We start from the raw sequence: 24,532 nt of genomic DNA on the forward strand, positions 1-24,532 counted from the left end.
ACAGGGCTTTAATATAAACAAAGCCCTGATTCTTCCTTATTCTGCCCCTTTAATTATTGGTTAAATCAACTCATATAAAGAACATATAAATCTTTTTAAGGAATTAGAGAAATGTCGAATTTGATAGACAAATTAAACTGGCGCTATGCAACGAAAAAAATGGACGCGTCAAAAACGGTTGAACAAGAAAAAGTAGACCGTATTTTAGAAGCAGTCCGTCTCACAGCGACATCAAGTGGTTTGCAGCCATACGAAGTGATTGCGGTAACAAATAAAGAATTGCGTGAAGCCATTGTTCCGCATGCTTGGAATCAAGCTCAAATCACAGACGGTTCACATCTTTTGGTTTTCGCTGCATGGGATAACTACACAGAAGATCGCATCAATGAAATGTTTGATCTTGTGAATGATGAACGTGGTTTTAAAAATGAAGGTTGGGAAAACTACCGTCAAATGATCTTGGGCGCTTACCCTCCACGCGACGCAGAAGTGAATTTCCAACATGCGGCACGTCAGGCTTACATTGGTCTTGGCACAGCATTGATCGCAGCAGCAGAAGAAGGCGTAGACAGCACGCCAATGGAAGGTTTTGATCCTGCAAAAGTAGATGAGATTCTTGGGCTGTCAGAACGCGGTTTACGCTCTGTTATCTTGTTGCCTTTAGGCTACCGCGCCGAAGAAGGCGATTGGCTAAAAGACCTTAAGAAAGTGCGTCGTTCCAGTGACAAGTTCATCACTGAAATGAAGTAAACCGCTCTTTGAGCGAAAACTTCTCAAAAGAATACACTTAACATAAAAGCGCTACAGCACTCGTTAAGTGATGTGGCGCTTTTTTATAGGCAGATAAAGGTGCGGATGAAAAAATCCTAATTATTGCCCTTTTTGCGAATTTTGATTGTGGTATTAATAATAGAGATCAAAATAAGCTAAGGAATAAATAAATGAAAAAATGGTTTGGAATCATAACCATCGCGCTTTTGTTAAGCGCTTGTTCCAATGATGATTGGCGTAGCGCCAGCCGAGAACCTGCGGGCATTGCACCAAAACCAGAAGCGGTTTCTGATGCGATTATCGAATTTTATGCGGCGGATGCTTTTAGCTGGCGTGGTTGGTTTGCGGTGCATACTTGGGTTGCAATAAAAGAAGAAAATGCGCCTGAATATACAGTTTATGAAGTAACAGGCTGGCGCGTAAAACGTGGTTTGCCTGCATTGTATGAATACAAGACCAGCACGCCAGATCGCTATTGGTTTGGTTCAAAACCTGAAAAAGTTTTATCAATAACAGGCGAAAAAGCCGCAACCTTGATTCCAGAAATCAAGTCTGCTGTCGCTCGTTACCCTTGGGCAAATGAATATACCGTTTTTCCTGGACCAAACAGCAACACCTTCCCAACTTGGATTGGTCTACAAGTGCCAGAGCTTGAACTCGATATGCCATTCAGTGCAATTGGCAGTGGCTACGCGGATAATGATAGTTAGTCGTTTAACTAAGTAAAAAAGCAATTCAACAAAGCACTGATATCAGTGCTTTGTCATTCCTGGATTAGGAATAAAGTTAATCACCATTTCCTCTGCTTCTGGAACACTGCTGTGCGGTTGATTCACGCGAGTGGCTAGCTCTGGTGTTTGCGCTTCAATCTTTGTCGACTGGGCGTCTTCATAGCCACAAGCGATGCATTCTCGATACTGTTGCTCAGCTTCGTCGTCACGCCATGCGCGAATCTTATCCATTTCACTACAACGTGGGCAGACGGCACCGGCGATAAAGCGTTTTACTGTCATTATGTTCCCTTATGAAAAAACAGCGTGGCGAGAACCTCGACCACACTGCTCATTTCTAGTTTATTTACAGATGTTGCCTATTAAGCTGCAATACCACTGTGTCTTAACAGCGCATCAGTGCTTGGCTCACGTCCACGGAATTCAGCAAACAATTCAGCGGCTGGGCGTGAACCACCATTTGCCAATATGGTATCACGGAAGTGCGCACCCGTATCTGAATTGAAAATGCCGTCTTCTTCGAATTTCGAGAAGGCATCTGCAGACAATACTTCTGCCCACTTATAGCTGTAATAACCCGCTGCATAACCACCAGCAAAGATATGCGAGAAGCTATTCTGAAAACGATTGAAAGCAGGCGGTGTTGTTACCGCTACGTTACTGCGAACATCATCAATAACAGACTGTACTGAAATGCCTTCTTGATATTCCATGTGCAACCGGAAGTCGAATAGAGAAAACTCTAATTGACGAGTCATTTGCATGCCTGATTGAAAGTTTTTCGCAGCCAACATTTTATCGAGTAAATCTTCCGGCAATGGCTCATTAGTTTCATAGTGTCCTGCAATGTAAGCTAACGCCTCTGGTTCGTAGCACCAGTTTTCCATGAACTGACTCGGCAGCTCGACAGCATCCCACGCCACACCATTAATACCTGATACAGACGCAACATCAACTTGGGTCAACATATGGTGCAAACCGTGTCCAAATTCATGGAATAAAGTCGTTACTTCATCATGAGTTAATAAAGCAGGTTTGTTACCGATAGGTGGCGTAAAATTACAAACCAAGTAAGCTACCGGTAGCTGTAAACGATCATCGCTCAAGCGACGTCGCGTACGACACGAATCCATCCAAGCACCACCACGCTTTGCTTCACGAGCATAAGGGTCGAGATAAAAACGCGAAATGTCTTCTCCGCCTTTACTGATAGTGAAAAGCTTTAGTTCATTGTTGTAGCTATCAAATTCTTTTTCTTCTCGAATATCCACGCCAAATAATGTTTGTGCCACGTGAAACAACCCAGATAAAACCTTATTCATTGGAAAGTAAGGGCGAAGCTCTTCTTGGGAAATACTGTATTTATGCTGACGCAGTTTCTCAGCGTAATAAGTCATGTCCCAAGTGTTCAGTGTTTCCATTCCATTTTCTTCTTTGGCGAACGCGACTAATTGCGCAAGATCTTGTTTTGCCGAGCTTTTTGATTTTTCTGCTAGATTTTTCAAAAAGTCGATAACCTGCTGTCCGTTATCGGCCATTTTGGTAGCAACAGACAATTCCGCGTAATTTTCAAAACCTAAGATAGCCGCCATTTCATGGCGTAAAGACAAAATCTCATCAATTAACGGTGCATTATTGAATTTGATGTCGCCACCTTGATCAGAAGCGCGAGTCGCAAAAGCACGATACATTTCTTCGCGAAGCTCTGCGTTGTCTGCGTAACTCATCACTGGCATGTAGGAAGGAAAATCTAGAGTAAATAACCAGCCTTCTTGTTCTTTGGCTTCTGCCATTTGTTTCGCTTGCGCAAGCGCCGATTCTGGCAAACCAGCTAATTCGCTTTCGTCGGTTATCAGCTTACTCCAAGCTTGGGTTGCGTCTAGAACATTTTCACCAAATTGACTGCTCAGTTCAGATAAGCGCTGGCTGATTTCACCATAGCGTTTTTTAGCGTCGCCTTCTAAGCCAACACCCGATAATTCAAAATCACGAATGGTTTGCACTAAAGACTCTTTTTGCGTTTGAGTCAGATTTTTTGCCGCGTCGCTTTCTGCTAATTTCTTATAAGCCTGATACAAAGCTTTGTTTTGACCTAGATCAGTATAAAACTGAGTCAATTTAGGTAAACATGCATTATAGGCTGCGCGAATTTCAGGTGTGTTTTTTACCGAGTTCAAATGACTGATTGGAGACCAGAAATGATTCAGATCATCGTCCAGTTGATCCAGTCGTAAAACCAAGCTCTCCCAGCTTGGATTGGTATTTTCGCTCACGCAATTATCAATGGCGGTTTGATTTATTTTCAGCAAGGCTTCTAAATTCGCTTCTATGCTTGAAGCATCAACACCGGTGAAATTCGGTAAGCTTGTCGCGCCCCATACAGACTCTGACATATCGTGTTATCCTTTTATAAAAAGTTGAATGCTTAATACCTATTATTTGCACTAAAACTAGTACATTTAAACAGAGTAACAAAAACTGAAAAAACGTAACCTAATGACCCATGTATTAATAAAGCTATGCTGAATAAGATATGTGGTCTTGGTTTTTTTTCAATGCACAAATAACTATTGTACTAATAGTTCCTTCATTTATAACGCAAGATGTCTCGTAAGAGAGGGTTTATGGTCATGAAATCTTTCCGAGGTAACGCACCTCAATTGGGTAATCGAGTTTGGGTGGATGACAGTGCAGTTGTGATTGGTGATGTCGTCATCGGCGAAGATAGCTCAGTTTGGCCTTTGGTTGCCATTCGCGGCGATATGCACCGCATTCGAATTGGCGCTCGCACCAGCATTCAAGACAACTCCTGCTTGCATATTACTCATGCCAGTACTTATAAACCTGAAGGCCACCCATTAACCATTGGCGATGATGTTACCGTCGGTCACATGGCAATGCTGCATGGCTGCACAATCGGCAACAAGGTGTTAGTTGGCATGGGCACAACCATTCTTGATGGCGCCGTCATTGAAGATGAAGTCATTATCGGTGCAGGTTCATTGGTTCCGCCGGGGAAACATCTTAAGTCTGGCTTTTTGTATATGGGCTCACCCGTAAAGCAGGCTCGTCCATTGAGTGGAAAAGAAATAGAATACTTCCAATACGCTGGGCTAAATTACGTCAAACTGAAAGACGAGTACCTAGCTGAGAGTGAACTTTTAAGTAAAAAAGCAGACTGATATTAAACTCGTAAAAAAATACTTAACGAAAAGTGTAAGAATATTTCACTCTTCCTCGTCTAAACACTAGAAGCGAAATGCTGAGGCTCAAATGATTGATGCAAATCTTTCCTCTGATATGAATGGTTCACCCAGTGCAGATATCTTTCTCGACACTGTCTTTATGGAAGATCTACGTAGCCAAATGATTAAATTTGCACGGTTACAGGTTCGAGACAGCCAACTGGCAGAAGATGCAGTTCAAGAAGCCATGATTTCAGCTTACAAGAACATCGATCGTTTTGGGCGGAAGTCAGCCTTCAAAACGTGGGTTTTCTCGATTTTAAAAAATAAAGTCATTGATCTCCTACGTAAAGAAAAGCGCCATACGGCAGCAAGTCAACTAGAAGAAGGTTCAAACCTAACTGGTGACGAACTGATGGAAGTGCTTTTTAAAGAAAACGGCCATTGGAACAAACATGAACGACCACAGAAATGGGATCAACCCGATCACGAGGTTGAAAATGATCATTTTTGGCGAGTGTTTGATGCTTGTTTAAATGGGTTACCCGATAAATACGCTAGGTTCTTCATGATGCGAGAGTTCTTAGAAATGGACACCGCGGAGATTTGTCACAATGAAGAACTGACCGTCAGTAATCTTAATGTCACCTTATATCGTGCTCGACTGCGATTACGAGAGTGCCTGGAAGATAACTGGTACCAGAAGGAAGCGTTCACATGATGAATTGCAAACAAGCAACTCAATTATTGTCTGAAAAACTTGATCGGCCACTTAGTGCGAGAGAAAAGGTCTCAGTTGGAATACATACCACCATGTGTGCTCCTTGTCGCCAATTCGGTCTGCAAATGGAAGAATTACGCGATATTTCAAAACATTACACCAAGGGAAACACAAGGAAAGAAAAATAATCTATATTTTGTGTAATAAGTACCAAAGAACCAACGTCAAAAAAGAGTAATTAGAGTTTAAAGTATTAAAAACCGCTGGCAACGCCTTATGTTGCTTAATTAATATTCACTGTTAAAAGAAGAGGATTTACCATGAAAAATACAAAAGCATCACTAGCACTAGCACTTGGTACAGCAGTAGCCGTTTCTGCAGTTGCGATTCCAGCTCAAGCAGCAAGCAAAGAAAAATGTTACGGCGTAGCATTAGCAGGTCAAAATGACTGTGCTGCAGGTCCAGGCACTTCTTGTGCAGGTACATCTAAAACAGATTACCAAAGCAACGCTTGGAAATTAGTTCCAGCTGGCACTTGTGTTGATATGGAATCTAAAACATCTTCAACTGGTCACGGCCAATTGAAAGCATTCTAAGAGCCTAGACATTTAAGATTATGTCCAATGTTCTTATTGAACCAAAACACCCGCAAGCCGAAGACACTTCCCCTGTGTCTTCGAGCTTTGCGAGTCGTTTTATGTCACGTTCTGGTATCAGTTTAAAACCTGCTTACTACCAACTGATTTTGGCCTCTTTTCCTGAGATAGGTTTCTTTGAGATTCACGCTGAAAACTATTTGAGTAAAGGTGGACCAGCACGCCATTATTTAGACCTAATTCGCCAGCATTATCCCATTACCGTTCACGGTGTCGGATTATCTATTGGCGGTGAACACTCCATTGACCAACAACATCTAGAACGCGTTTCACAACTGGTTAATGAAGTTCAACCTCAAATATTCTCTGAGCATTTAGCTTGGTCGTCCCACGACAACAGTTTCTTAAATGATTTGTTGCCTGTTGCTTATGATGAAGTCACTTTACGCCGTGTTTGTGAGCACATCGATCACATTCAATCCCACGCAAAGCGCCAAGTTCTCATCGAAAACCCATCAACCTATTTCGAATTTAATCGGAGTAAAATGAGCGAAACCGACTTTCTTACAGAAATGGTAAAACGTACTGGCTGTGGATTATTGCTAGATATAAATAATGTTGAAGTGTCCTGCTTTAATCACGGCCATGATCCTTACCAATATTTGAACAACTTCCCTGTTTCAGCAGTAAAACAAATGCACCTTGCGGGACACACCACAGATCAAAATACAGTTGTACCCTTAAAAATAGACAGCCATGACGAGCCTGTCTCGCAGGATGTCTGGTCTTTGTATCAACACACATTAAGCTTAACCGGTGATTGCCCAACACTCATTGAGCGAGATGGTAATCTTCCTGCCATTGAAGAGCTATTAGCTGAAGCTCGCTTTGCGGATAAAATCCGACAGACTGTCAGTCAGGAGATCATCCGTGAACACGCAATTTAAGGCTGCTTTGCTCACGGAAGACACTCGCTTTTATGAAGAAATAAAAGCACCTTCAATGGAAGAGCAAGAAATACGCCTCGATGTTTATCGGAACAATATTACAGTCTCTTTAGTCGAAGCTTTGTGTGATATTTTTCCCGTTACTCAAACTCTTGTTGGCGATGATTTTTTCCGTGCAATGGCGCGAATTTATGTATTAAACAACCCACCAAGCTCTCCCATTATTCGAGAATATGGTCAAAATTTTTCAGACTTTGTACGCAATTTCGAACCAGCTCAAAGTCTTCCCTACTTGCCAGATCTTGCTGCGCTTGAGCACGCCATGCTGACATTAACCCACAGTGAAGAATACGAGACGCTTGATCATCAAGTCGTTTCCGAAGCATTTTCGTCCGTGGAAAATCCAAGTATTTTATCACTTTGTGTTCCACCCACTACGCAGATTTTGGTTTCTCCTTTTGCCATCGGCTCTTTATATCAAGCGCATTTCAGTGACGGTCATAAGCGGCTCAATCAAGTAGACATTACGAAAAACGAGTACTTACTCTTGGTAAAATCGCATCTTTACGCACAACTGCATGTTATTAACAAAGAAGAAGCGATTTTTGTCAAAAATCTCATGCAGGAAAAGACGCTCGAAAATGCCATACCAGAATCAGATTCATTTGATCTTGGTGAAACCTTAGCTAAGCTAATTGAGTGGAAGATATTAACCAATATCACACAAATCCAAACAAAATAGTCGTCTTAAAAATCAGACGTTTCAAGTAAGGTAACCTGTATCAAGCCAACAGATTAACCAAGAACCAAAGGAAAATTTATGCTCTCTATTATCAACAATAAAAGTGAAGCGATATTCAAAAAGCTCCCGGAATCTCTGATTCTATTTGTGGCGCGTTTTGCTATTGCTGCGGTGTTTTGGAAATCTGGGCAAACGAAAATCGAAGGTTTTTCCCTCGACATTATCGCCATGAAAATGGAACTCGGTTTACCGAGGTTAGCCGAGTCAACAGGCTTTTTGTTTGAATACGAATACAACTTACCTTTGATTCCACCTATGATTGCTGCAGTGCTCGCAACGATAGCGGAACACATTCTACCTATTCTCATTCTAGGTGGTTTATTTACTCGCTTAGCAGCATTCGGTATTGCTGGAATGACATTAGTGATTCAACTTTTTGTTTACCCTGAAGCCTACCCTACTCACGCTACTTGGTTAGCCATTGCTTTATTACTTATGTACCGAGGCGCAGGTTCTTTCTCTTTAGATAACGTATTAAAAAGAAACCGTTAATTAGTCGTATCGTTTCTAGTAACCATTTCCTGAATCTATTCCAAGACAGGACAGCTCCAATAAAAAAGCCTTTCAAACGAAAGGCTTTTTTATTGGAGCTTGCTTAATTTCTTATTAAGCTTTTTAGACTCTAAGCTTTTGCCGGTAAGGTGAAAGTAGAGGTTGCCTGCTTCGTTTGCTCTGCCGATCCAGACAAGGCATCGGTTAATGAGGTTAAGCGCAATGAAGTTTGGCTGTTATTTCCTGTTACATCTACAATCTGAACAATATGTAAAGCAATTCCATTCGCCTCTTCCGCTTGACTTTGAGCCAATGCAGACAGCTCGTCTAAACTTCTTAGAGAGACTTCAGAGTCTTTTTCTAGCTGACTCAAAGGGACTACAACATTTTCTATTTGCGTTACACCATTGCGCATACGCTCTTGACCTTGTTCCATCTCATCCGAGATTTGCACAGACAAGTTCGCAATCGATGTAATGACCTGATCAATCGATTCAGTTACTTTCGCCGTGTTGCTCGCTAGGTTCCTGACTTCATCAGCAACAACCGCAAAGCCTCGACCAGCTTCACCTGCACGCGCCGCTTCGATCGATGCGTTAAGCGCCAACAAGTTAGTTTGGTCAGCCACATTACGAATGTCATTTACAAAGTCAGACACAGTCGCTGCGCTTTCTTTTAGCTTAGCAACAGAATGAGCCGTTTCCTCTATGTAAGCTGCCACAGAGATAATGTCTTGCGCTGCCGTACTGATAATTTCCTTACCTTGTTTCGCAAGATCGTGTGCGGCTTCTGCTTGATTACGTGACACACTCACATGTTCTGCCATGACTTTTACGCCACCGGACAACTCTTCAACCGACGCTTGAATATCACTCGCCATCGCTTCTTGTTTGTCTGACCCCTGCTGCACATCTGTCACGCTCATACGGATGTTGCTAACCGAGTTCACAACAGTTTGCGCACTCATATCAATTTTACGAACCACATTGCCCAAACTGGACTGCATGCTTTTCAGGCTATAAACAAGTTTTCCGATTTCACCTTTTGACCGAATATCAATGCTATGAGACAAATCACCTTTCGCCACACAATCAAGTAAAGATGCGACTTTTTCCAGAGGGCTTACAATACTGCGCGTAATCAATACTGACATAATTGCGCCAACTAGAACTGCAATAATTCCAACACCAATGATCATCAAAATCGCAATTTCAGATTCAGATAAAATAGACTGCTGACGCTGCTGCATCATAGTTCGCTCACTCTCTGAAAGCGCTTCGGTTTGATTTAGGAAAGTTTGAAGTTCATCTCGTGTTGGGCCCGCCATTTGTGCTTTTGCATCATCTAGCTCGCCAAACTCCAAAGCCTCTACAGTAGATTGCAAAGCCGCTTGATAGATTTCTCTTTGCTTCTTAAGTGCCTCAACAACTACTTTATTTTTATCCGAAGTCACAAGGCTTGTCATAGTTTCTAAGCTGGCGTCCATGTTGCGATTACGCTCGTCAATCTCTTTATAAATCGCAACACGCTCATCTCGATCTTCCAATACAAACAATAGAAGCAGGCGGCTAGCCAAGCTTTCGGCATTTACGTTAAGGTCGCCAGTTAATTCAACCAAGGCCGCATTTTCGTCAACAATGCCACGGATGTTGCCAGATAATGACTGAAAACGCGTTGCAGAAAGACCTACAACAACCAAAAGCAATATCAACAGCACTAAATAGCTGGCCGTTAATCGACCCCGAATTGTTGCAAAGCTCAACATATATATACCCTTCTATAACTCGTTAAAAATACTCTACTCTATCTTTACCTAACATTAGACGTAAAGCACGCAGCTTTTGTTACATTAACGAAAAATAACAATATATTTTGCTATATTTTTTGCTGTATTGGAGAAGTATAGGCAATTAAAAACAGAAGTGCGGCACAAACAACAACACTGGGCCCGGTTGGCGTGTCCCATTGATAAGACGCCCACAAACCACCGCACACAGACAAACAACCAATAACACTCGCCATGGCTGCCATTTGGATTGGCGTTTTTGAGAGCTTACGAGCGGTTGCGGCAGGAATAATCATTAACGACGTAATCAACAACACACCAACTATTTTCATCGCCACAGCAATCACCAAGGCCACCAGCAACATAAGCAATAGTCGAATGGCTTCTACAGGATAACCTTCCACTTTGGCGAGCTCTTCATTCACCGTCATCGCCAAAAGTGGTTTCCAGAAAGCGACTAATAAGGCAATAACCGCCAAACCACCGCCATAAATCCAATACACATCGGTTTGACTAATGGCCAACAAATCACCGAACAAATACGCCATCAAATCAATACGTACATTGTCGAGAAAACTCACCGCAACCAACCCTAACGACAGAGCAGAATGCGCCAAAATCCCCAATAATGTGTCCGTCGCAATAATGTGTTTCTTTTGCAAAACGACCAACACAGCAGCCAACCCAACACACAAAACAATGATGGCAAGATTCAAGTTAATATCAAACAAAAAGCCCAATGCCACACCCAACAAAGCAGAATGCGCCAAAGTGTCGCCAAAGTACGCCATACGACGCCAAACCACAAAGGCACCCAATGGCCCAGCGACAGCGGCCACACCCAATCCACCGATTAAGGCTCTAAATAAAAAATCTAACATGGTATTACTAACTCCAAACTCGGTAGGGTTTTAATGGTTACAATGGACGTGAGTCTCTTTATCGCTGTGTTGAATACTACCGCTTTCAATGTGAACATGATCGTGCTGATGGGCATAAATCGCGATTGATTCATCGGCGCCAGGGACGCCAAATAACGCCTGATAAGCGGGATGACCAGTAACATGCTGAGGACTTCCAGAGCAACAAACGTGCTGATTAATACACACCACCGTATCAGTTTTCGCCATCACCAAATGTAAATCATGAGACACCATTAACACGCCACAAGCGAGTTCATCTCGAATGCCTTCAATCAAGTTATATAATTCAACCTGACCATTTACATCAACGCCTTGTACTGGCTCATCAAGCACCAATAAATTGGGTTTATTCAATAAAGCACGGGCCAATAAAACACGCTGGGTTTCACCACCTGATAAAACATGTACTTGAGAATGCAGTAAATACCCGATACCTAGCTTTTCTAACGTCGGTGCAATTTGACCTTTATCAACGCCACGAACCAGTGCTAAAAAATGCTTCACCGTCAAAGGCAAGGTTGGATCGATGTGCAATTTCTGTGGCATATAACCAATACGCAACGTTTTATGGCGAATCATTTCGCCACTGGTCGGCGTTTGTAAGCCTAATAAAGTACGAATCAACGTACTTTTACCGCTGCCATTTGGGCCAATTAGGGTAACAATTTCGCCTTCACTGACGCTCATATCAATGTTGTTGAGCAAGACTCGCTCGTCAAACGCGATACCAATGCCTTTAAATGCGATTAATTGTTTGTTCATGGACGAACTCCTTCTGGCAACGCCTTACAGTCTGCGCACAAACCTGTTAGCTCAATGGTTTTCGATCGTAGCTCAAAGCCTTGTGTTTCGGCTTTGGCAATCAGGGCGGAATGTATGTCTTGATAGTCGAACTCCATCACATTGTGACAATCGTCACAGATCAAGAAGTATCCTTGATGAACCTTGTCTGCATGAGCACAGCCAAGATAAGCGTTCATCGATTCCACTTTATGAATCAAGCCTGCATTCAATAGAAAGTCCAAGGCACGATACACTGTTGGCGGCGCAGAGTTAAAACCCTCTTCTGCCAACTTCGCCAGCAACTGATAAGCGCCTAATGGTCGGTGACTTTCCCAAATCAATTCCAATGCACGACGACGCACTTTAGTTAAGCGCTGTCCTTGCTCTACACACAAAGTTTCCGCCGTGGCTAAAGCCGTTTCAATACAATGGTTGTGATTGTGAGAATTCGTGTCGTGTGTTTTTTTAAAACTCATTAGAACGCTCTCCCTACATTGGTTAAATAGCTCCAAATCATGGAACAACTAATAATGATTAACGCGATTGCCGCCACAAAGCCAAACCCTTGCGTCACACGATCTTTCCAAACGCGATGCTCTTTACTTAATGCGAAACCGGCATCACGGACAAAAACACTAACACCAGCCAAAGAAGCCACAGTAATGCCCGTTCCCAACGCCATAGCAAATGTCGACACTACGCCCCAAAGAAAAATGTCCGTACTCAGAGAAAATAACAGCACCAGAATCGCACCAGTACAAGGACGAATGCCTACCGCCATCGCCATTGCCCAAATGCTCCGACGTGCTGTCTTAGTTTCTGTTGCGTGGTGAGAGCAACAAGTGTGCCCATCGCCATGGTTATGTGAGTGGTCGTGGTCGTGGTCGTGGTCGTGGTCGTGGTCGTGGTCGTGGTCGTGGTCGTGGTCGTGGTCGTGGTCGTGGTCGTGGTCGTGAGAATGATCATGTCCGCAGCTTGATTTACCTCGTAACAAACGGATGAACATCCAAACGCCAATCAAGCCAACGGCAGCAAAGCTGGCCACTTCAAAAAAGCGACTGATTTGCATGGCTTTACCCGCCAAAGAAAAGACTTGGCTTAACACCAAAATAATCACAATCGCCATGACAGCTTGCGCGCCAGCACACAAAAATGACAAGCCAATACCGCGGCGCAAAGGCGCGTTACTTGCCAACATATAAGAAGAAATCACCGCTTTTCCGTGCCCAGGACCGGCAGCATGAAACACACCATAAAAGAAACTAGTGGTCATCAACCCCCACAATAAAACCGCACTTCCCTCTTTACTGATAGAACGCACTAAAGAAACCAGCTCACGATGAAAGGTCGCCTGTTCAGAAAGAACCCACTGAATAAAACTTTGATAAGCCGAAAAATCAGCCGCATGAAGAGAAGTATTGAACAACAAAAAAGACAGCAGCAAGAAAGCAAGATTCTTTGCCATGATTGGCTCACTTAAAAATGGATAGAGTTTTGTTATGATATAACACTTTTAATATGAGAAAAAGCCAAAGCTAATAAACACTAATGATCAAAAGGGGCAATGATACGCCTCATATTTAATATAAGTCCGTATGTAAACGTTCAGCGACGTCTTCCCCTAACAGTTTAGTGAGACATACAAGTACCTGTTCACCAAATCCAATCCGACTTCCGCACACATAGATGTGGGCGCCTTTGTGTATCATCCATTCATACAATCTATCCGCTTCTTTTTCTAATATGTCTTGGACATACATCTGACCACTTCGGGACCAAGCTTTGTCTATACGAGTTAACAGCCCCACCTCTTGAAAACGCTCAAAATCAGCACAAAAATAATCATCATGCTGTCTATATTGTTCACCAAAGATTAGCCAATGTTCAGATTGAGACTTCCAAGCTTCCTTTTGTTGCAAGAACGCGCGAAATGGCGCAATACCTGTCCCCGCTCCGATCATGATGAGAGGGGAATCATCAGATAATTGAAACGACTCATGAGTTCGTATTTGGGCTTCAACTTGATCCCCTTCAAGTAAGCCGCACAGATAACCTGAGCCATTACCTATTGAACCATCTTCACGATAATGTTTCCGCACCAGTACATCAACATAGTTTTTCCCGTAAGATGCAATAGAGTAGAGCCGTTCATGAACCGGTGACAACAAGTCGACTAAAGCTTGTGGTGACGTGGCAACTTCACCATGCCAATCAAGTTGCAGTAAAGCATCAAGCAAAGCCATTGATTTGCTGTTTAGTTCGACTAAATGTGAATTTGACCAACCACGTTGAATAAGACGCTTTTCGATTTCAGAAATGGATAACTTAGGGCAAACCGCTATCAAATCACCCGCTTTATAATCTAGTTTTTCCAACGTATTCAAACGAATATGATGTGCAGCACGCTCTGTTCTTTGTGGGTTTACGTTCTGATTCATAGAAACGTTAAATTTTATAGTAGGCATTTTAATCGAAAATTTCTCTATGCCCATAAATTCAGAGATTTGTCTCCACCAGCTTTCAATACTTGCCAAATCCATGCGATCTACTTCATGCACTGGCAGCTCTCGCCTAAACCCTATTCGCTCTAACAGCGACGACAATGTATGACCGAACTGACAAAAAGTAGTATAAGAGCGGTCGCCTAGTGCTAACACACTAAATGAAGGGTAAATCGTATCCAAACTAGTCTCTTGTCGTTGCAAATCTATGATGAATTTATGAGCACAGTCGGGCGATTCTCCTTTGCCATAAGTACTTACAACAAAGTAGACGCGAGCATACCCACGTAGTTGCTTCATCGTTAATGTAGATACACATTGTACATCCAATAAAGAGTTCGCCATTTCTTTCAATTGAAACGCTAATTGTCGAGCACTGCCCGTTTGGCTTGCATAAGCGAGCAATGTGCCATTCGAACGCCCGCCTTTATGAGATGGCCTCAAATAAGAGAAACGACCAGAGGTGAGCCAAAGCATAATAGAAACAACACATAAACGAAGCACTTCATATTCAACGCTTGTTATCCCTTTTTCTAATATTTGCCATGACGGTGCCATCATACATAAAAAAAATACGATCAAGATGACCAAAAGATAACGCTTATTTACACCAAGAAACGTTAAGCCAAGAAGGCAAATGATCCCACCCCCTACTAACGTTGGAACAAAAACAGTCATCATGTTAAATAAGCCTAATTCTAGATATGACAACATATATAGCACTGTTTGGCCTTCTAAGATCGCATATCCAAAATCCATAGAATAGTGCAACTGATACAAAAGAAACGGTGCCGTCTTCGTTATTAATTCTGCACCTTGCACTACACCTGAAATCGGTTTTGAGAAAGTTACCGCACCAATAATATAAAGCGTTGTGAATATCTCAGCGATTAATAAAACATAAACCAGTTTCGTTATTAGCCATATTAAAGCGTAGGTTGTTTTTTCTCTCGACATCATTGCGTAATTGATTTTTAAAATAGTTGATAATAATTACCATTATACTGTAAAAGAGACACGCAATCGATTACCATATGATAACGTTTATCATTAAAGCTTAAAAAATGAACAGAATTGGCTCTCATTCCTAATGTCTACCGCTACGATTAACCGATGGGTTCGCTGGATACATATTTATAGCGCTGCGCCAGTACTGTTACTCATGCTCTTTTTTGCCATTACAGGACTATTGCTTAATCACACTTATTGGTCTTTAGGTCAAACCAAGGAGTCGGACTTTAGTTTGCCACTTCCAACCTCTTTGAGGTCATTAGATTGGAGTGGCGAATCTAGTACCACGGCCTTGGCTGTATTTCATTGGTTGGACGAAAGCCATCAAATACGTGGAGTTGATTTGTCTTTTGAGTGGGAAAAAGAAGAACAGTTGCTTTTGCTATATCTAGATGGACCACAAGGACGTTATGCAGCAGAGGCTTATTATGAAGATGCTGTTATAGAAGTATATAAACGGCAACTGCCTTTTTTTGAAATGCTCAATAACTTGCATCGAGGTAAACATGTAAGTGGTTTATGGATCCTACTATCAGACTTTTCTGCTTTATGTATGGCGCTATTTTGTATTTCAGGTTGCTGGTTAATGATCATGAATTCCCTACAGCGTCGTCGTACCCTTAGTTGGATCGGCATAGGTTCTATCATTACGGTGTTGACCATTTTTTTGATGCATTAAAGGAGATATTAGTGCGCGTTTTATTGTTTACATGTGTTCTAGCTGCCAGCTTAGGAATGTCCTCTTTCACCTCAGCAGCTAAGGTAGAAGTGGCATTTGAAATTCCACGAATTGATACTGAAAGATATGTTTTCCCATATGTTGCCATTTGGGCTGAAAACGGAAGAGTATCAAAACCTCTCTTGGTTTGGCACCTACAAAAAAAAGAGGATGAATGGCTGTCCGATTTACGTCGTTGGTGGCGAAAAATCGGCCGTTATGACCAGCATGTCGACAGTATGACAGGTGCAACCAAGGGGCCTGGTCACTATACAGAATCCTTCGAAATTAATGAATGGGATACATTTAAACTGTACTTGGAAGTATCTCGTCAGGATGGCGGTCATTCCTTGGTAAAAACAGAAATAAACACCACAGACTCGACTCATCACTATCATATTCCAGCCGAAGCTGAAATCGGCAATGTAACAGTAACAGTAACGAATTAAATTTAAGCTAAAAGGAAATAATTATGTTAAAAGCGTCTCTTTGTGCATTAATCATCTTTACCGCAAGTTACAGCGCCGCCCATGACCTGATGGTTCTGCCTGCGAAATCAATCGTGACGAAAGCACCTGATAAAGTTGCAGTGGATGTAACGGCAACACATGGCGTTTATCGTTTTGACAAACCTGTTACCCCTAATAATATTTCCGTATATGGGCCTGACGGAGAAAAAATTCGTAACATTGGCACGATTATCAAAAGTGCCACTCGAACCTCTTTTGATTTAGCTGTTGATAGTGATGGGACATATAAAATACTTTATAGCTACCCAGAAAGTAGTTATGCAACAACCTATACTATAGGGGCTCGTAATACGAAAAAGCGAGAACGCTTAAGCAAAAGTCAGTTAGAAGGCGTTATTCCCAACGATGCTAAAAATATCGAAACTGTAAAATCAACTCGTTATGCAATGTCCTTTGTAACTGCAAAAACACCAACATTTGAGCCTTTAGAGCCTACTAATACAGGATTTGAAGTTATTCCCGTTACTCACCCTGCGGATTACGTAAATGGTGAAGAAATTGCTTTTAAAGCATTAATAAATGGAAACAGTATAGCTGGTGTGACGGTTGAAATTAGAGCGGAAGCTGGAATATATAACAGTGACCTAGAAACTCTTTCCTTGGCCACAGATCAAGAAGGCATTGCCTCTTTGACAATGGAAAATGCAGGACGTTATGAGGCTGTTTTTAGTTATGAGTCCGATAGCCAAGACCCTGAAGCAGATAAAGAAAAATTCGTTGTCTTTTATACCTTTGAAGTGGTGCATGAATAATGTTGAAAGCACCTTATTTAATAGGGAGTGCTTTGGCTCTACTTTCCAGTGGAGCTTTTGCCCACTACCCAACATTAGACTGCAAAATGCTCGATCACAGCATTCAATGTGTTGCTGGTTACAGTGATGGTTCCGTTGCATTTGATGAGGCCGTCCAAGTGCTTAGCTATGACGACGACCTTATCAATACGCTCATGACGAATGACGATGGTGAAGTCTCAATAGAAGCTCCAGCAGGTGAATATTACATTTTATTCGACCCTGGTCATGAAGATCCTGCCGAGTTTGATTATGCCGAGTTCTAATCCACTACAAGAAAACAATGTAACAGCTCCAAAAAAACTCGAAATCGAGGTGGTTTCGCCTTCCGATGGCCGAGGTGAAACCTACTGCTTTCTAAGTGTTTGTATCGGTACTATATGCATTGCGTTTGGGCTTCTGTCAATCTTACATGAGCCTTCCCAGGTGACTTTATCTGAACTACCTAATACCCATAGCAACCTTGCCACTCAAATTAGCAATGCACTTGAAGAAATCACCTTACTCGATGAAATGGGCATGATTTCAACACCCTACGATCTCCAGCAATTGCCTTTGCCACAATCTGGAACAGCGTCATTTACTCAGCAAAACGAGTATTGTTTCACCTTACTGCACAAAGGAATTCTTTTCTCCGTAGAGCATGAGCAGGAAAGCTGGCAAGCCCATTGGGCACCAAGTGACACGATTAATGATTGTCATGCCACTTTAAAATGGCATGAGCTTAATCGCTAACTAATTGAAGGACTTCACATGAAGCTATTATTGTTGGGACTTTTGCTGATACTAAGCATCAACACTCACGCACAAACACGATTAAAAATTGGCATTACTCTACACCCTTATTACTCGTATGTAACAAATATTGTTGGTGATCGGGCCGATGTTTTACCACTGATTTCAAGTGGTTTTAACCCACATAACTATCAGTTGAACCCCGCGGATATTGAACGTCTAAACCAGTTAGACGCGCTGGTTGTAAATGGAATCGGTCATGATTTATTTGCAACGAATACTGTTGATCGTCTGCAACCTAAAAACCTCACCGTTATTTATGCAAATAATGATGTCCCTTTGATTGGACATCATGAAAAAGTAAACCCTCACACGTTCGTCTCAATTGATGCGGCGATTCGGCAAGTGTATACCATTGCCAAAGAGCTCGGGAAGCTAGACCCAGATAACAAAACATACTTTTTACGTAACGCTTTGGTTTATGCCAAGAAGCTTCGCAACCTTAAAAGTCCTGTTCAAAAAGCTTTGATTAATGAAAATGTCAACACATTGCGGATCGCCAGTACTCATGGCGCTTATGCGTATTTATTACAGGAGTTTGGATTAACTGTCTCTGCGGTGATCGAACCGGCTCATGGTGTGTCTCCAAGTGCCTCACAACTAGAAGAAACCATAAAGACCATTCGTGAACTCAACATTGATGTGCTTTTCACAGAGCTCAATATGGAAAATAAATATGTTGATCTCATTGAAGGTGAGACAGGTATAAAAATTTACTATTTTAGCCACATGACACATGGAGAATACAGCCAAGAAATGGTGGAAGACGAAATGCATCACAACCTCAAAAAACTGGCTGAGGCACTACAACGATGAAAGGCCCAACACTGGTAATCGAAAAAGTCGCATTCTATATCCAAAATAACCCATTATTAATGGCGTCTTCTGCCCAATTTAACAGTGGCGGTTGGCATGGTATTGCAGGTCCTAATGGCGGAGGAAAAAGCACCTTACTCAAAGCCATCGCCGGGCTACTTAATCATCAAGGAAGTATTAGGTTAGAGTGGCCGAATGGTCGAGGTTCGATTGGTTATATGCCACAACTTTCTCCCTTTGACGCCTCTCTACCTGTTACTGCTTCTGATTTCATTCGGCTGCATACTGATAAGCAACCTGTCTGGAAACGCTATAAGAAAGACCCCAGAATAGAAGCTGTTGTAGACAAAGTTGGCATCCAATCTCTATTACCTAAACGACTTGGCACTTTATCAACAGGTGAGCGCCAACGAGTATTATTAGCTTGTGCGTTATTGAATGAACCAGAAATTTTATTACTTGATGAGCCCATGGCTGGCGTAGATAAACAAGGACGAACACAAATCATCCAACTTCTACAAGAGTTTAAAAATGCAGGTGGAACCTTGATTATGATTGAGCATGATTGGCAAATTATCCAAGAATGCTGCGACACTTTGGCCTGGGTAGACGGTGTATTGACTGATCACGATTCCCCTCAGGCCATTTTCACTCGATTCCAAACACCAAATCACCCAGGTTACCAATCGACCACTTCGGAGCTAAAACATGTTAGCTAATGTACATTCTTGGTTTCAAACGGGCGTCGATGCTGGCTTCCTGCCTGACATTTTTAGCTACGGCTTTGTTGTTAACGCCTTTATTGCCTGTTTGATGATTGGGCCATTGCTGGGCGCATTAGGGACGTTAGTGGTGGTAAAGCGACTCGCTTTTTTATCCGAAGCCGTCGGACACAGTGCATTAACGGGTGTATCAATTGGCATATTAATGGGAGAACCCGTAACCGAACCATGGATAAGCCTATTCGCGTTTTCTATTCTCTTTGCTCTTACTTTGCAATGGGTTCGTGGCCGCACAACAGTACCTTATGATGCATTAATCGGTGTATTTCTCGCCTTTGCTCTTGCACTTGGCGCGGCTCTTTTAATGTTTGTGGCGAAAAAGATCAATGCACACTTAGTTGAACAAGTTCTATTCGGCTCTATCTTAACAACATCAGTATACGATTTAGTCATTTTAAGCGTGATCACTATAGCAGTGTTAATACTTGCCTTTACGGCCTGCAATCAGGCTTTTCTTAATGCATTAAGCCCAGATATTGCTCAATCTCGTCGTATTCGTGTCACCTTACATGATTATGGCTTTGTACTTTTAATTGCGTTAATTACCGTTGCAGCGGTAAAGATTATTGGAGCTATTCTTGTCGGCGCATTGTTACTCATTCCTGCTGCCAGCGCTCGCTTAGTTGCATCCAATCTACGCAGCATGGTGGGTTACTCTATGCTCATAGCCACTACCAGTGCTTTGACAGGCGTCTTACTTCCTATGCAGATGAAATGGGCGATTGGCACTGGGCCTGCCATTATATTAGCCGCATGCATTTGGTTTGTGCTTGCTATCGGTATTTATTCATTTCGTAGACGGAGTTCAACAATATGCGCTTAATTGTCGTATTTCTTTTATTATTAGTAAGTAAAACGTTTGCCGCTAGTGTAGTAACTGTAACGCCTATCACCGAGAGTATGAGCAGAGCCTTATTGATTGACACGCCGATAGAAGTTGTCTATCTCCCTCCAAAAAGGTTACCTATTAACCGTATATCTAGCTGGTTAAACAAGCATCGAACTGATCCTATGGCCCCCTTTGATAGTATTGTGAATATCAGCTCTATGCGGCCTGATTTAAATTTTTATAGTACTGTACGAAGTCGAAATATACATGTAATACCGATTGACATTGCTGAAGCCCTTTTACCGGGAGGGGAGCGAGTAGCCGTTCAAAAACCTAATGAATATTTCTGGCTAAACCCTAATAATGCATTGCTTATGTTAGGAATTTTGAAGCGGGATTTATCCTTAATTTGGCCAGAATACGCACCACAAATTGCACATCAACACCAAAAGGTAAGCCAATCATTAAGACAAATAGCATTAGAGCTAGAGGACTCTCTGCTTGAATCAGGCTACGAAGCCATATTAAACGCCAGTGGAAATACACAACCTTTTACAAAAGGTCTTCTATTACCAACTCTTTCAAAACAAGAGTCCAATGAGGCGACATCTCTTAAAATATTGACAGTGAGTACCAAAAAATCGGTAGATCAATGGTTGGTCGATGATTTTTCTCGTCACAGTAAAACAACCTTCATTAATCGCTGGAAAGCAACATTAGAAAATCTTAACCGGTTGCATAAATAATCATTTTCACACCTTAGATATAAGGCCTGTTTACCTCAGCGCCATAGAAGCATTTCCTAACCAATTGAAAAGAACCTTTTTTAATCAAAAATAAGAAAGCTTTCTCCATAAAAATCATAAACAAAATGAAGTTTAATTTGATTTTTAATGAAAATCATTTCTATTTGCATTAAAATTTGTAAATCGGAACCAAACACCTGACAAATACTTGACAAACACTTGTCTAACTTGGGGCGACTAGAATCATTCATAAAATATGTATAGGAAAATGTTATGTCCGAAAGGCAGTTAAAGAGCACCAAATCACTCATTGGGTTAGCTGTAGGATCAGCTTTAATTTCTTCACTCTCACCAGCTTCATTTGCAGCAGAAGAAACCTCAACAGCACTTGAAACATTGGTTATTACTGGCACTTCAGATGAGGGCGTTCATACAGAAGATTCAACAGCAACAAAAATGAATGTTTCGCTAAAAGATACGGCACGTTCCGTTGTTCAGGTATCTGAAGAAGAAATCAGTGATTTAGCGGCAACAGATATACGTGAAGCTTCGGCTTATCAGGCAGGGTTCCATACCGAAGCCTCCGCAGCACGTTTCAGTATCTCTCGAGGCATTCAAACTAATATTGAAACCTTCTTAGTCAATGGTCTTCGTTCTCTACAAGGTGGGGAGGCTGGAACAGGCTCAGCACTGCCAAGCTCTTACAACTTAGAATCTGTTACTTTTCTAAGTGGTGCAGACAGTATTTTGTACGGCTCAGGGATCTCTGGTGGCACAATTAATGCTGTAACAAAAAAACCAAAAGAAGAATCTGAAACCACTCTAGGCATCAGTACTCGCTCCTACTTAGCTAATGACGTTGGTTATTTTGACCGTAATCAAATAAATGTAGATGTAGATTCCACAGGTAAGCTAGTCGGTGATGATGTTCTCTATCGCATTATTACCCGTGTCACGCCAGAAGGTGAAGAAGCGCAAGATATACGTACCAGTGAAGACCAATTTATTGATGCTGCTTTAACATTCAAAATAGGTGATCGAACAAAAATCACACCTCGCTTTGAATATAAAAAGGAAGAAGGTGTTGGTACTAGTAGTTGGACTGACGGATACTTTTCCAGTAATTACATCAATGGCACCCTCGATAGCACAACTAATCGCTATGGCACGGTAGCAAATCGTAGTTATTATTATGGCAGTGAAGACAGTACAGGCTATAACGAAGCAACAACAGCAGAAGTCACTTTTGAACACATCTTTGAAAATGATTGGTCCATTAATGCTCATGCTGCCTTGGTAAATACAGACTCTGAGACTAAAGACTTATATGCTACAACAAGTGTAAACAGTATTGGAAATGATACAGTCGGCCTCAAGTGGGTTTATGCAAAGAGTGAAATTGAACATCTCTTGCTTGACACAAATATACAAGGGAAGTTCAAAGTTTCTGGGTTAGAAAACCACTTGATTGCAGGTGTTAATTTCCTTGATAAAGAAACCACTTTTGGACGCGCGTTCCAAGATAATAGCGAAGCAGTATATACCTCATATGACAACCCAAGTAATTCATTCAGTACATCTTTTAATGATGCAACTGATGGCGGTGTTTCATTAATAGATCAGGCAAACTCTGTCGCAAGCACTTCTACAGACAGAGAAGTAAATATTTACGTAAAAGACCGTATTAGCCTTGGTGATTTAACTCTTGCCTTCGGTTTAGGTTATATGGACTACACAGGAGAAGAATCTGACGGAACTTACAGTTCAGACTTTTCTAATCTAGCTTACGATATTGGTGCTGTTTATAAACTTAACCCAAATATGAATGCTTTTGCCTCTTACAGCCAATCATATGAACCAATTGATGTCTCTAATATCGTTCAATATGGTCAAGACGGTGTAGATTATGAGCCAGAAGAGAGTGATAACTATGAAGTTGGTGTAAAAGGTGATTTTCTTAATAAAAAGTTAAACGCCAGTGTGACCTTGTTCTATATCAACCAGAAAAACCCAACTTCAACAGAGACTGATGGCGATGACAGAATCCTTGTTCAAGAGTTAGGTGAAGTATTCCGCTCTCATGGTGTGGAAGTTAATGCTCTTTACCACTTCTCAGACCAGTTCTATAGCCAAGTCAACTACGCTTACACTGATGCCCATGACACAACCGGTGATGATGCAGGGAAACAAGCAAAACTGACGCCATTTAATGCTTTAACTATCTGGAATAGTTACTCAATGGAGAGCCAGCCTATTCGTTTCGCATTTGGTATTCGGTCTGAATCGAGCCGCGCTGATGATTTGGATCTAGATGGTGACACAATTATACCTGGTTATGCTGAATTTGATTTTGGTACTTACTACGAAACAGAAGACTGGGATCTGTCTCTTGTTATGAAGAACCTAACAGATGTTAATAGAGTATATGGCACTACAAACGGAGACGCTGTTGTAGTGAATGACCCTCGCTCTATCAATCTGAGTTTTAAATACCGCCTATAAATATCTAAAGAGCAAGTATAAAGTATACTTGCTCTTTTTCTTTTCGATGTAAATTTATTCAATGATTAAAATTCTTAAGAATGTATTGTCCGATCAACAAATTGATCACATCTATAGCACCCTTAATCAAGGCCAGTTTTATTCAGGTAAAGAAACGGCTGGTTGGGCCGCTCAATCGGTTAAAAACAACCTTCAATGGGCTGCAACACCAGAATGCGAGACCGAATTATCTAACTCACTGACCCATGCTCTTGTTTCACACCCGCAATTCTCTACAACCACTTACGCCAAAAATATCACGCCATTCTTGGTGAGTGAAACATCCAACTCTGGCGGTTATGGTAATCATATTGATAATGCATTAATGGGAGAAGAAGCCATCATTCGTTCCGATATGTCTTGTACTGTTTTTCTTTCAGATCCTGAAAGTTACAAAGGTGGGGCGCTTGTCATGACACTAAATGGTATGGATTTAACCTATAAACTACCTGCTGGGTACGCTATTGTTTATCCGTCTTCGACTCTACACAGAGTTGAGCCAGTTACAGAAGGAAAAAGGCAGGTTGCCGTTACTTGGATAGAAAGCTTTATACGTAATGGTGAACAGCGTGAAATTCTCAATGATTTAGATTTAGCACGAAGAGAAATAATGAGTACTCAAGGAAAGAGCTCAGCCTTCGATCAAATCAGTAAATCACATTCAAACCTTTTGAGACTGTGGGCTGAAACATAAACAGCTAAGCCTTTTGCTACTCTAAATTATGCATTGAGTTT

At 41.7% G+C, this 24,532-nt stretch carries 28 protein-coding genes; 20 read left to right on the top strand and 8 right to left on the bottom strand.

Features of this window, described 5'->3' with window-relative positions; genetic code table 11:
* Positions 1 to 111 precede the first annotated feature (111 nt).
* Together ABFY09_RS06310 and ABFY09_RS06315 are read left to right on the top strand one after the other, a co-directional pair.
* A complete protein-coding gene (locus tag ABFY09_RS06310; RefSeq protein WP_347983446.1) occupies positions 112 to 750 on the top strand; it encodes an NAD(P)H-dependent oxidoreductase in 639 nt (212 codons plus the stop codon).
* A 191-nt stretch (positions 751 to 941) separates the two neighbouring features.
* Positions 942 to 1,481 carry a DUF3750 domain-containing protein gene (locus ABFY09_RS06315; RefSeq protein WP_347983447.1) on the top strand — a complete coding sequence of 180 codons (540 nt, stop codon included), beginning with the start codon at positions 942 to 944 and terminating at the stop codon, positions 1,479 to 1,481.
* 42 nt (positions 1,482 to 1,523) lie between these two features.
* Here ABFY09_RS06315 and ABFY09_RS06320 read toward each other — a convergent pair whose 3' ends face one another.
* Together ABFY09_RS06320 and prlC are read right to left on the bottom strand one after the other, a co-directional pair.
* Positions 1,524 to 1,784 (bottom strand): YheV family putative zinc ribbon protein, encoded by a 261-nt coding sequence (locus ABFY09_RS06320; RefSeq protein WP_347983448.1) that lies wholly within the window; start codon positions 1,782 to 1,784, stop codon positions 1,524 to 1,526.
* 80 nt (positions 1,785 to 1,864) lie between these two features.
* Entirely contained in the window at positions 1,865 to 3,895 is a 2,031-nt protein-coding gene (gene prlC, locus ABFY09_RS06325; RefSeq protein WP_347983449.1) for an oligopeptidase A, read from the bottom strand.
* 231 nt (positions 3,896 to 4,126) lie between these two features.
* Here prlC and ABFY09_RS06330 point away from each other — a divergent pair, with 231 nt between their 5' ends.
* From ABFY09_RS06330 to ABFY09_RS06360, 7 genes are all read left to right on the top strand, one after another.
* Entirely contained in the window at positions 4,127 to 4,684 is a 558-nt protein-coding gene (locus ABFY09_RS06330; protein ID WP_347983450.1) for a gamma carbonic anhydrase family protein, read from the top strand.
* Between the two features lie 91 nt (positions 4,685 to 4,775).
* Positions 4,776 to 5,408 (top strand): RNA polymerase factor sigma-70, encoded by a 633-nt coding sequence (locus ABFY09_RS06335; protein WP_347983451.1) that lies wholly within the window; start codon positions 4,776 to 4,778, stop codon positions 5,406 to 5,408.
* Positions 5,405 to 5,596, top strand: a complete 192-nt coding sequence (locus ABFY09_RS06340) for a zf-HC2 domain-containing protein (RefSeq protein WP_347983452.1) — start codon at positions 5,405 to 5,407, stop codon at positions 5,594 to 5,596. Before ABFY09_RS06335 ends, ABFY09_RS06340 begins: the two co-directional genes overlap by 4 nt.
* Before the next feature lie 132 nt (positions 5,597 to 5,728).
* On the top strand, positions 5,729 to 6,004 hold the full coding sequence (locus ABFY09_RS06345; RefSeq protein WP_347983453.1) for a DUF2282 domain-containing protein: 276 nt from the start codon (positions 5,729 to 5,731) through the stop codon (positions 6,002 to 6,004).
* Between the two features lie 20 nt (positions 6,005 to 6,024).
* Positions 6,025 to 6,951, top strand: a complete 927-nt coding sequence (locus ABFY09_RS06350) for a DUF692 domain-containing protein (RefSeq protein WP_347983454.1) — start codon at positions 6,025 to 6,027, stop codon at positions 6,949 to 6,951.
* Positions 6,935 to 7,693: a DNA-binding domain-containing protein gene (locus ABFY09_RS06355; protein ID WP_347983455.1), complete on the top strand. Its 759-nt coding sequence runs from the start codon at positions 6,935 to 6,937 to the stop codon at positions 7,691 to 7,693. The genes ABFY09_RS06350 and ABFY09_RS06355 overlap by 17 nt, the downstream gene beginning before the upstream one ends.
* Positions 7,694 to 7,771: 78 nt before the next feature.
* Positions 7,772 to 8,245, top strand: coding sequence for a DoxX family protein (locus tag ABFY09_RS06360; protein WP_347983456.1), 474 nt, complete (start codon positions 7,772 to 7,774; stop codon positions 8,243 to 8,245).
* Positions 8,246 to 8,375: 130 nt separating this feature from the next.
* Here the strand turns inward: ABFY09_RS06360 and ABFY09_RS06365 are convergent, their stop codons facing one another.
* The 6 genes from ABFY09_RS06365 to ABFY09_RS06390 all read right to left on the bottom strand — a co-directional run bounded on the left by ABFY09_RS06365 (position 8,376) and on the right by ABFY09_RS06390 (position 15,198).
* Positions 8,376 to 10,010, bottom strand: coding sequence for a methyl-accepting chemotaxis protein (locus ABFY09_RS06365; protein ID WP_347983457.1), 1,635 nt, complete (start codon positions 10,008 to 10,010; stop codon positions 8,376 to 8,378).
* Between the two features lie 110 nt (positions 10,011 to 10,120).
* Positions 10,121 to 10,912, bottom strand: a complete 792-nt coding sequence (gene znuB / locus ABFY09_RS06370) for a zinc ABC transporter permease subunit ZnuB (protein WP_347983458.1) — start codon at positions 10,910 to 10,912, stop codon at positions 10,121 to 10,123.
* A 30-nt stretch (positions 10,913 to 10,942) separates the two neighbouring features.
* A complete protein-coding gene (gene znuC, locus ABFY09_RS06375) occupies positions 10,943 to 11,716 on the bottom strand; it encodes a zinc ABC transporter ATP-binding protein ZnuC (protein WP_347983459.1) in 774 nt (257 codons plus the stop codon).
* On the bottom strand, positions 11,713 to 12,213 hold the full coding sequence (locus ABFY09_RS06380) for a Fur family transcriptional regulator (protein WP_347983460.1): 501 nt from the start codon (positions 12,211 to 12,213) through the stop codon (positions 11,713 to 11,715). Before ABFY09_RS06380 ends, znuC begins: the two co-directional genes overlap by 4 nt.
* Entirely contained in the window at positions 12,213 to 13,202 is a 990-nt protein-coding gene (locus tag ABFY09_RS06385; protein ID WP_347983461.1) for a nickel transporter, read from the bottom strand. The genes ABFY09_RS06380 and ABFY09_RS06385 overlap by 1 nt, the downstream gene beginning before the upstream one ends.
* Before the next feature lie 115 nt (positions 13,203 to 13,317).
* Positions 13,318 to 15,198 (bottom strand): flavodoxin domain-containing protein, encoded by a 1,881-nt coding sequence (locus tag ABFY09_RS06390; protein WP_347983462.1) that lies wholly within the window; start codon positions 15,196 to 15,198, stop codon positions 13,318 to 13,320.
* Between the two features lie 130 nt (positions 15,199 to 15,328).
* Between ABFY09_RS06390 and ABFY09_RS06395 the strand changes: the two genes are divergently transcribed.
* The 11 genes from ABFY09_RS06395 (at position 15,329) to ABFY09_RS06445 (ending at position 24,491) form a co-directional block, all read left to right on the top strand.
* Complete coding sequence (locus tag ABFY09_RS06395; RefSeq protein ID WP_347983463.1) at positions 15,329 to 15,928, top strand: PepSY-associated TM helix domain-containing protein; 600 nt, start codon at positions 15,329 to 15,331, stop codon at positions 15,926 to 15,928.
* Positions 15,929 to 15,939: 11 nt separating this feature from the next.
* Complete coding sequence (locus ABFY09_RS06400; protein ID WP_347983464.1) at positions 15,940 to 16,416, top strand: DUF2271 domain-containing protein; 477 nt, start codon at positions 15,940 to 15,942, stop codon at positions 16,414 to 16,416.
* Positions 16,417 to 16,439: 23 nt separating this feature from the next.
* On the top strand, positions 16,440 to 17,249 hold the full coding sequence (locus ABFY09_RS06405) for a DUF4198 domain-containing protein (RefSeq protein ID WP_347983465.1): 810 nt from the start codon (positions 16,440 to 16,442) through the stop codon (positions 17,247 to 17,249).
* Complete coding sequence (locus ABFY09_RS06410; RefSeq protein ID WP_347983466.1) at positions 17,249 to 17,554, top strand: hypothetical protein; 306 nt, start codon at positions 17,249 to 17,251, stop codon at positions 17,552 to 17,554. The genes ABFY09_RS06405 and ABFY09_RS06410 overlap by 1 nt, the downstream gene beginning before the upstream one ends.
* Positions 17,541 to 18,023, top strand: coding sequence for a hypothetical protein (locus ABFY09_RS06415; RefSeq protein ID WP_347983467.1), 483 nt, complete (start codon positions 17,541 to 17,543; stop codon positions 18,021 to 18,023). Before ABFY09_RS06410 ends, ABFY09_RS06415 begins: the two co-directional genes overlap by 14 nt.
* A gap of 18 nt (positions 18,024 to 18,041) precedes the next feature.
* The gene (locus ABFY09_RS06420; RefSeq protein WP_347983468.1) at positions 18,042 to 18,899 is read left to right on the top strand and encodes a zinc ABC transporter substrate-binding protein; all 858 of its coding nucleotides are present in this window, start codon (positions 18,042 to 18,044) and stop codon (positions 18,897 to 18,899) included.
* Positions 18,896 to 19,618 carry a metal ABC transporter ATP-binding protein gene (locus tag ABFY09_RS06425; RefSeq protein ID WP_347983469.1) on the top strand — a complete coding sequence of 241 codons (723 nt, stop codon included), beginning with the start codon at positions 18,896 to 18,898 and terminating at the stop codon, positions 19,616 to 19,618. The genes ABFY09_RS06420 and ABFY09_RS06425 overlap by 4 nt, the downstream gene beginning before the upstream one ends.
* Complete coding sequence (locus ABFY09_RS06430) at positions 19,608 to 20,504, top strand: metal ABC transporter permease (protein WP_347983470.1); 897 nt, start codon at positions 19,608 to 19,610, stop codon at positions 20,502 to 20,504. The genes ABFY09_RS06425 and ABFY09_RS06430 overlap by 11 nt, the downstream gene beginning before the upstream one ends.
* Complete coding sequence (locus ABFY09_RS06435; protein WP_347983471.1) at positions 20,495 to 21,256, top strand: hypothetical protein; 762 nt, start codon at positions 20,495 to 20,497, stop codon at positions 21,254 to 21,256. Before ABFY09_RS06430 ends, ABFY09_RS06435 begins: the two co-directional genes overlap by 10 nt.
* A gap of 273 nt (positions 21,257 to 21,529) precedes the next feature.
* The gene (locus ABFY09_RS06440) at positions 21,530 to 23,758 is read left to right on the top strand and encodes a TonB-dependent receptor (RefSeq protein WP_347983472.1); all 2,229 of its coding nucleotides are present in this window, start codon (positions 21,530 to 21,532) and stop codon (positions 23,756 to 23,758) included.
* Positions 23,759 to 23,819: 61 nt separating this feature from the next.
* Entirely contained in the window at positions 23,820 to 24,491 is a 672-nt protein-coding gene (locus tag ABFY09_RS06445) for a Fe2+-dependent dioxygenase (protein WP_347983473.1), read from the top strand.
* The last annotated feature ends 41 nt before the right edge of the window (positions 24,492 to 24,532 follow it).

Origin of the sequence: Marinomonas sp. 5E14-1 (assembly GCF_039939215.1) — a bacterium.
GTDB lineage: Bacteria > Pseudomonadota > Gammaproteobacteria > Pseudomonadales > Marinomonadaceae > Marinomonas.

What these genes read in the sequence shown, in the direction of transcription:
- ABFY09_RS06310 (WP_347983446.1), top strand. Translation starts at nt 112, where the DNA reads ATGTCGAATTTGATAGACAAATTAAACTGGCGCTATGCAACGAAAAAA.
- ABFY09_RS06315 (WP_347983447.1), top strand. Translation starts at nt 942, where the DNA reads ATGAAAAAATGGTTTGGAATCATAACCATCGCGCTTTTGTTAAGCGCT.
- ABFY09_RS06320 (WP_347983448.1), bottom strand. Translation starts at nt 1,784, where the DNA reads ATGACAGTAAAACGCTTTATCGCCGGTGCCGTCTGCCCACGTTGTAGT.
- prlC (WP_347983449.1), bottom strand. Translation starts at nt 3,895, where the DNA reads ATGTCAGAGTCTGTATGGGGCGCGACAAGCTTACCGAATTTCACCGGT.
- ABFY09_RS06330 (WP_347983450.1), top strand. Translation starts at nt 4,127, where the DNA reads ATGGTCATGAAATCTTTCCGAGGTAACGCACCTCAATTGGGTAATCGA.
- ABFY09_RS06335 (WP_347983451.1), top strand. Translation starts at nt 4,776, where the DNA reads ATGATTGATGCAAATCTTTCCTCTGATATGAATGGTTCACCCAGTGCA.
- ABFY09_RS06340 (WP_347983452.1), top strand. Translation starts at nt 5,405, where the DNA reads ATGATGAATTGCAAACAAGCAACTCAATTATTGTCTGAAAAACTTGAT.
- ABFY09_RS06345 (WP_347983453.1), top strand. Translation starts at nt 5,729, where the DNA reads ATGAAAAATACAAAAGCATCACTAGCACTAGCACTTGGTACAGCAGTA.
- ABFY09_RS06350 (WP_347983454.1), top strand. Translation starts at nt 6,025, where the DNA reads ATGTCCAATGTTCTTATTGAACCAAAACACCCGCAAGCCGAAGACACT.
- ABFY09_RS06360 (WP_347983456.1), top strand. Translation starts at nt 7,772, where the DNA reads ATGCTCTCTATTATCAACAATAAAAGTGAAGCGATATTCAAAAAGCTC.
- ABFY09_RS06365 (WP_347983457.1), bottom strand. Translation starts at nt 10,010, where the DNA reads ATGTTGAGCTTTGCAACAATTCGGGGTCGATTAACGGCCAGCTATTTA.
- znuB (WP_347983458.1), bottom strand. Translation starts at nt 10,912, where the DNA reads ATGTTAGATTTTTTATTTAGAGCCTTAATCGGTGGATTGGGTGTGGCC.
- znuC (WP_347983459.1), bottom strand. Translation starts at nt 11,716, where the DNA reads ATGAACAAACAATTAATCGCATTTAAAGGCATTGGTATCGCGTTTGAC.
- ABFY09_RS06380 (WP_347983460.1), bottom strand. Translation starts at nt 12,213, where the DNA reads ATGAGTTTTAAAAAAACACACGACACGAATTCTCACAATCACAACCAT.
- ABFY09_RS06385 (WP_347983461.1), bottom strand. Translation starts at nt 13,202, where the DNA reads ATGGCAAAGAATCTTGCTTTCTTGCTGCTGTCTTTTTTGTTGTTCAAT.
- ABFY09_RS06390 (WP_347983462.1), bottom strand. Translation starts at nt 15,198, where the DNA reads ATGATGTCGAGAGAAAAAACAACCTACGCTTTAATATGGCTAATAACG.
- ABFY09_RS06395 (WP_347983463.1), top strand. Translation starts at nt 15,329, where the DNA reads ATGTCTACCGCTACGATTAACCGATGGGTTCGCTGGATACATATTTAT.
- ABFY09_RS06405 (WP_347983465.1), top strand. Translation starts at nt 16,440, where the DNA reads ATGTTAAAAGCGTCTCTTTGTGCATTAATCATCTTTACCGCAAGTTAC.
- ABFY09_RS06410 (WP_347983466.1), top strand. Translation starts at nt 17,249, where the DNA reads ATGTTGAAAGCACCTTATTTAATAGGGAGTGCTTTGGCTCTACTTTCC.
- ABFY09_RS06415 (WP_347983467.1), top strand. Translation starts at nt 17,541, where the DNA reads ATGCCGAGTTCTAATCCACTACAAGAAAACAATGTAACAGCTCCAAAA.
- ABFY09_RS06420 (WP_347983468.1), top strand. Translation starts at nt 18,042, where the DNA reads ATGAAGCTATTATTGTTGGGACTTTTGCTGATACTAAGCATCAACACT.
- ABFY09_RS06425 (WP_347983469.1), top strand. Translation starts at nt 18,896, where the DNA reads ATGAAAGGCCCAACACTGGTAATCGAAAAAGTCGCATTCTATATCCAA.
- ABFY09_RS06430 (WP_347983470.1), top strand. Translation starts at nt 19,608, where the DNA reads ATGTTAGCTAATGTACATTCTTGGTTTCAAACGGGCGTCGATGCTGGC.
- ABFY09_RS06435 (WP_347983471.1), top strand. Translation starts at nt 20,495, where the DNA reads ATGCGCTTAATTGTCGTATTTCTTTTATTATTAGTAAGTAAAACGTTT.
- ABFY09_RS06440 (WP_347983472.1), top strand. Translation starts at nt 21,530, where the DNA reads ATGTCCGAAAGGCAGTTAAAGAGCACCAAATCACTCATTGGGTTAGCT.
- ABFY09_RS06445 (WP_347983473.1), top strand. Translation starts at nt 23,820, where the DNA reads ATGATTAAAATTCTTAAGAATGTATTGTCCGATCAACAAATTGATCAC.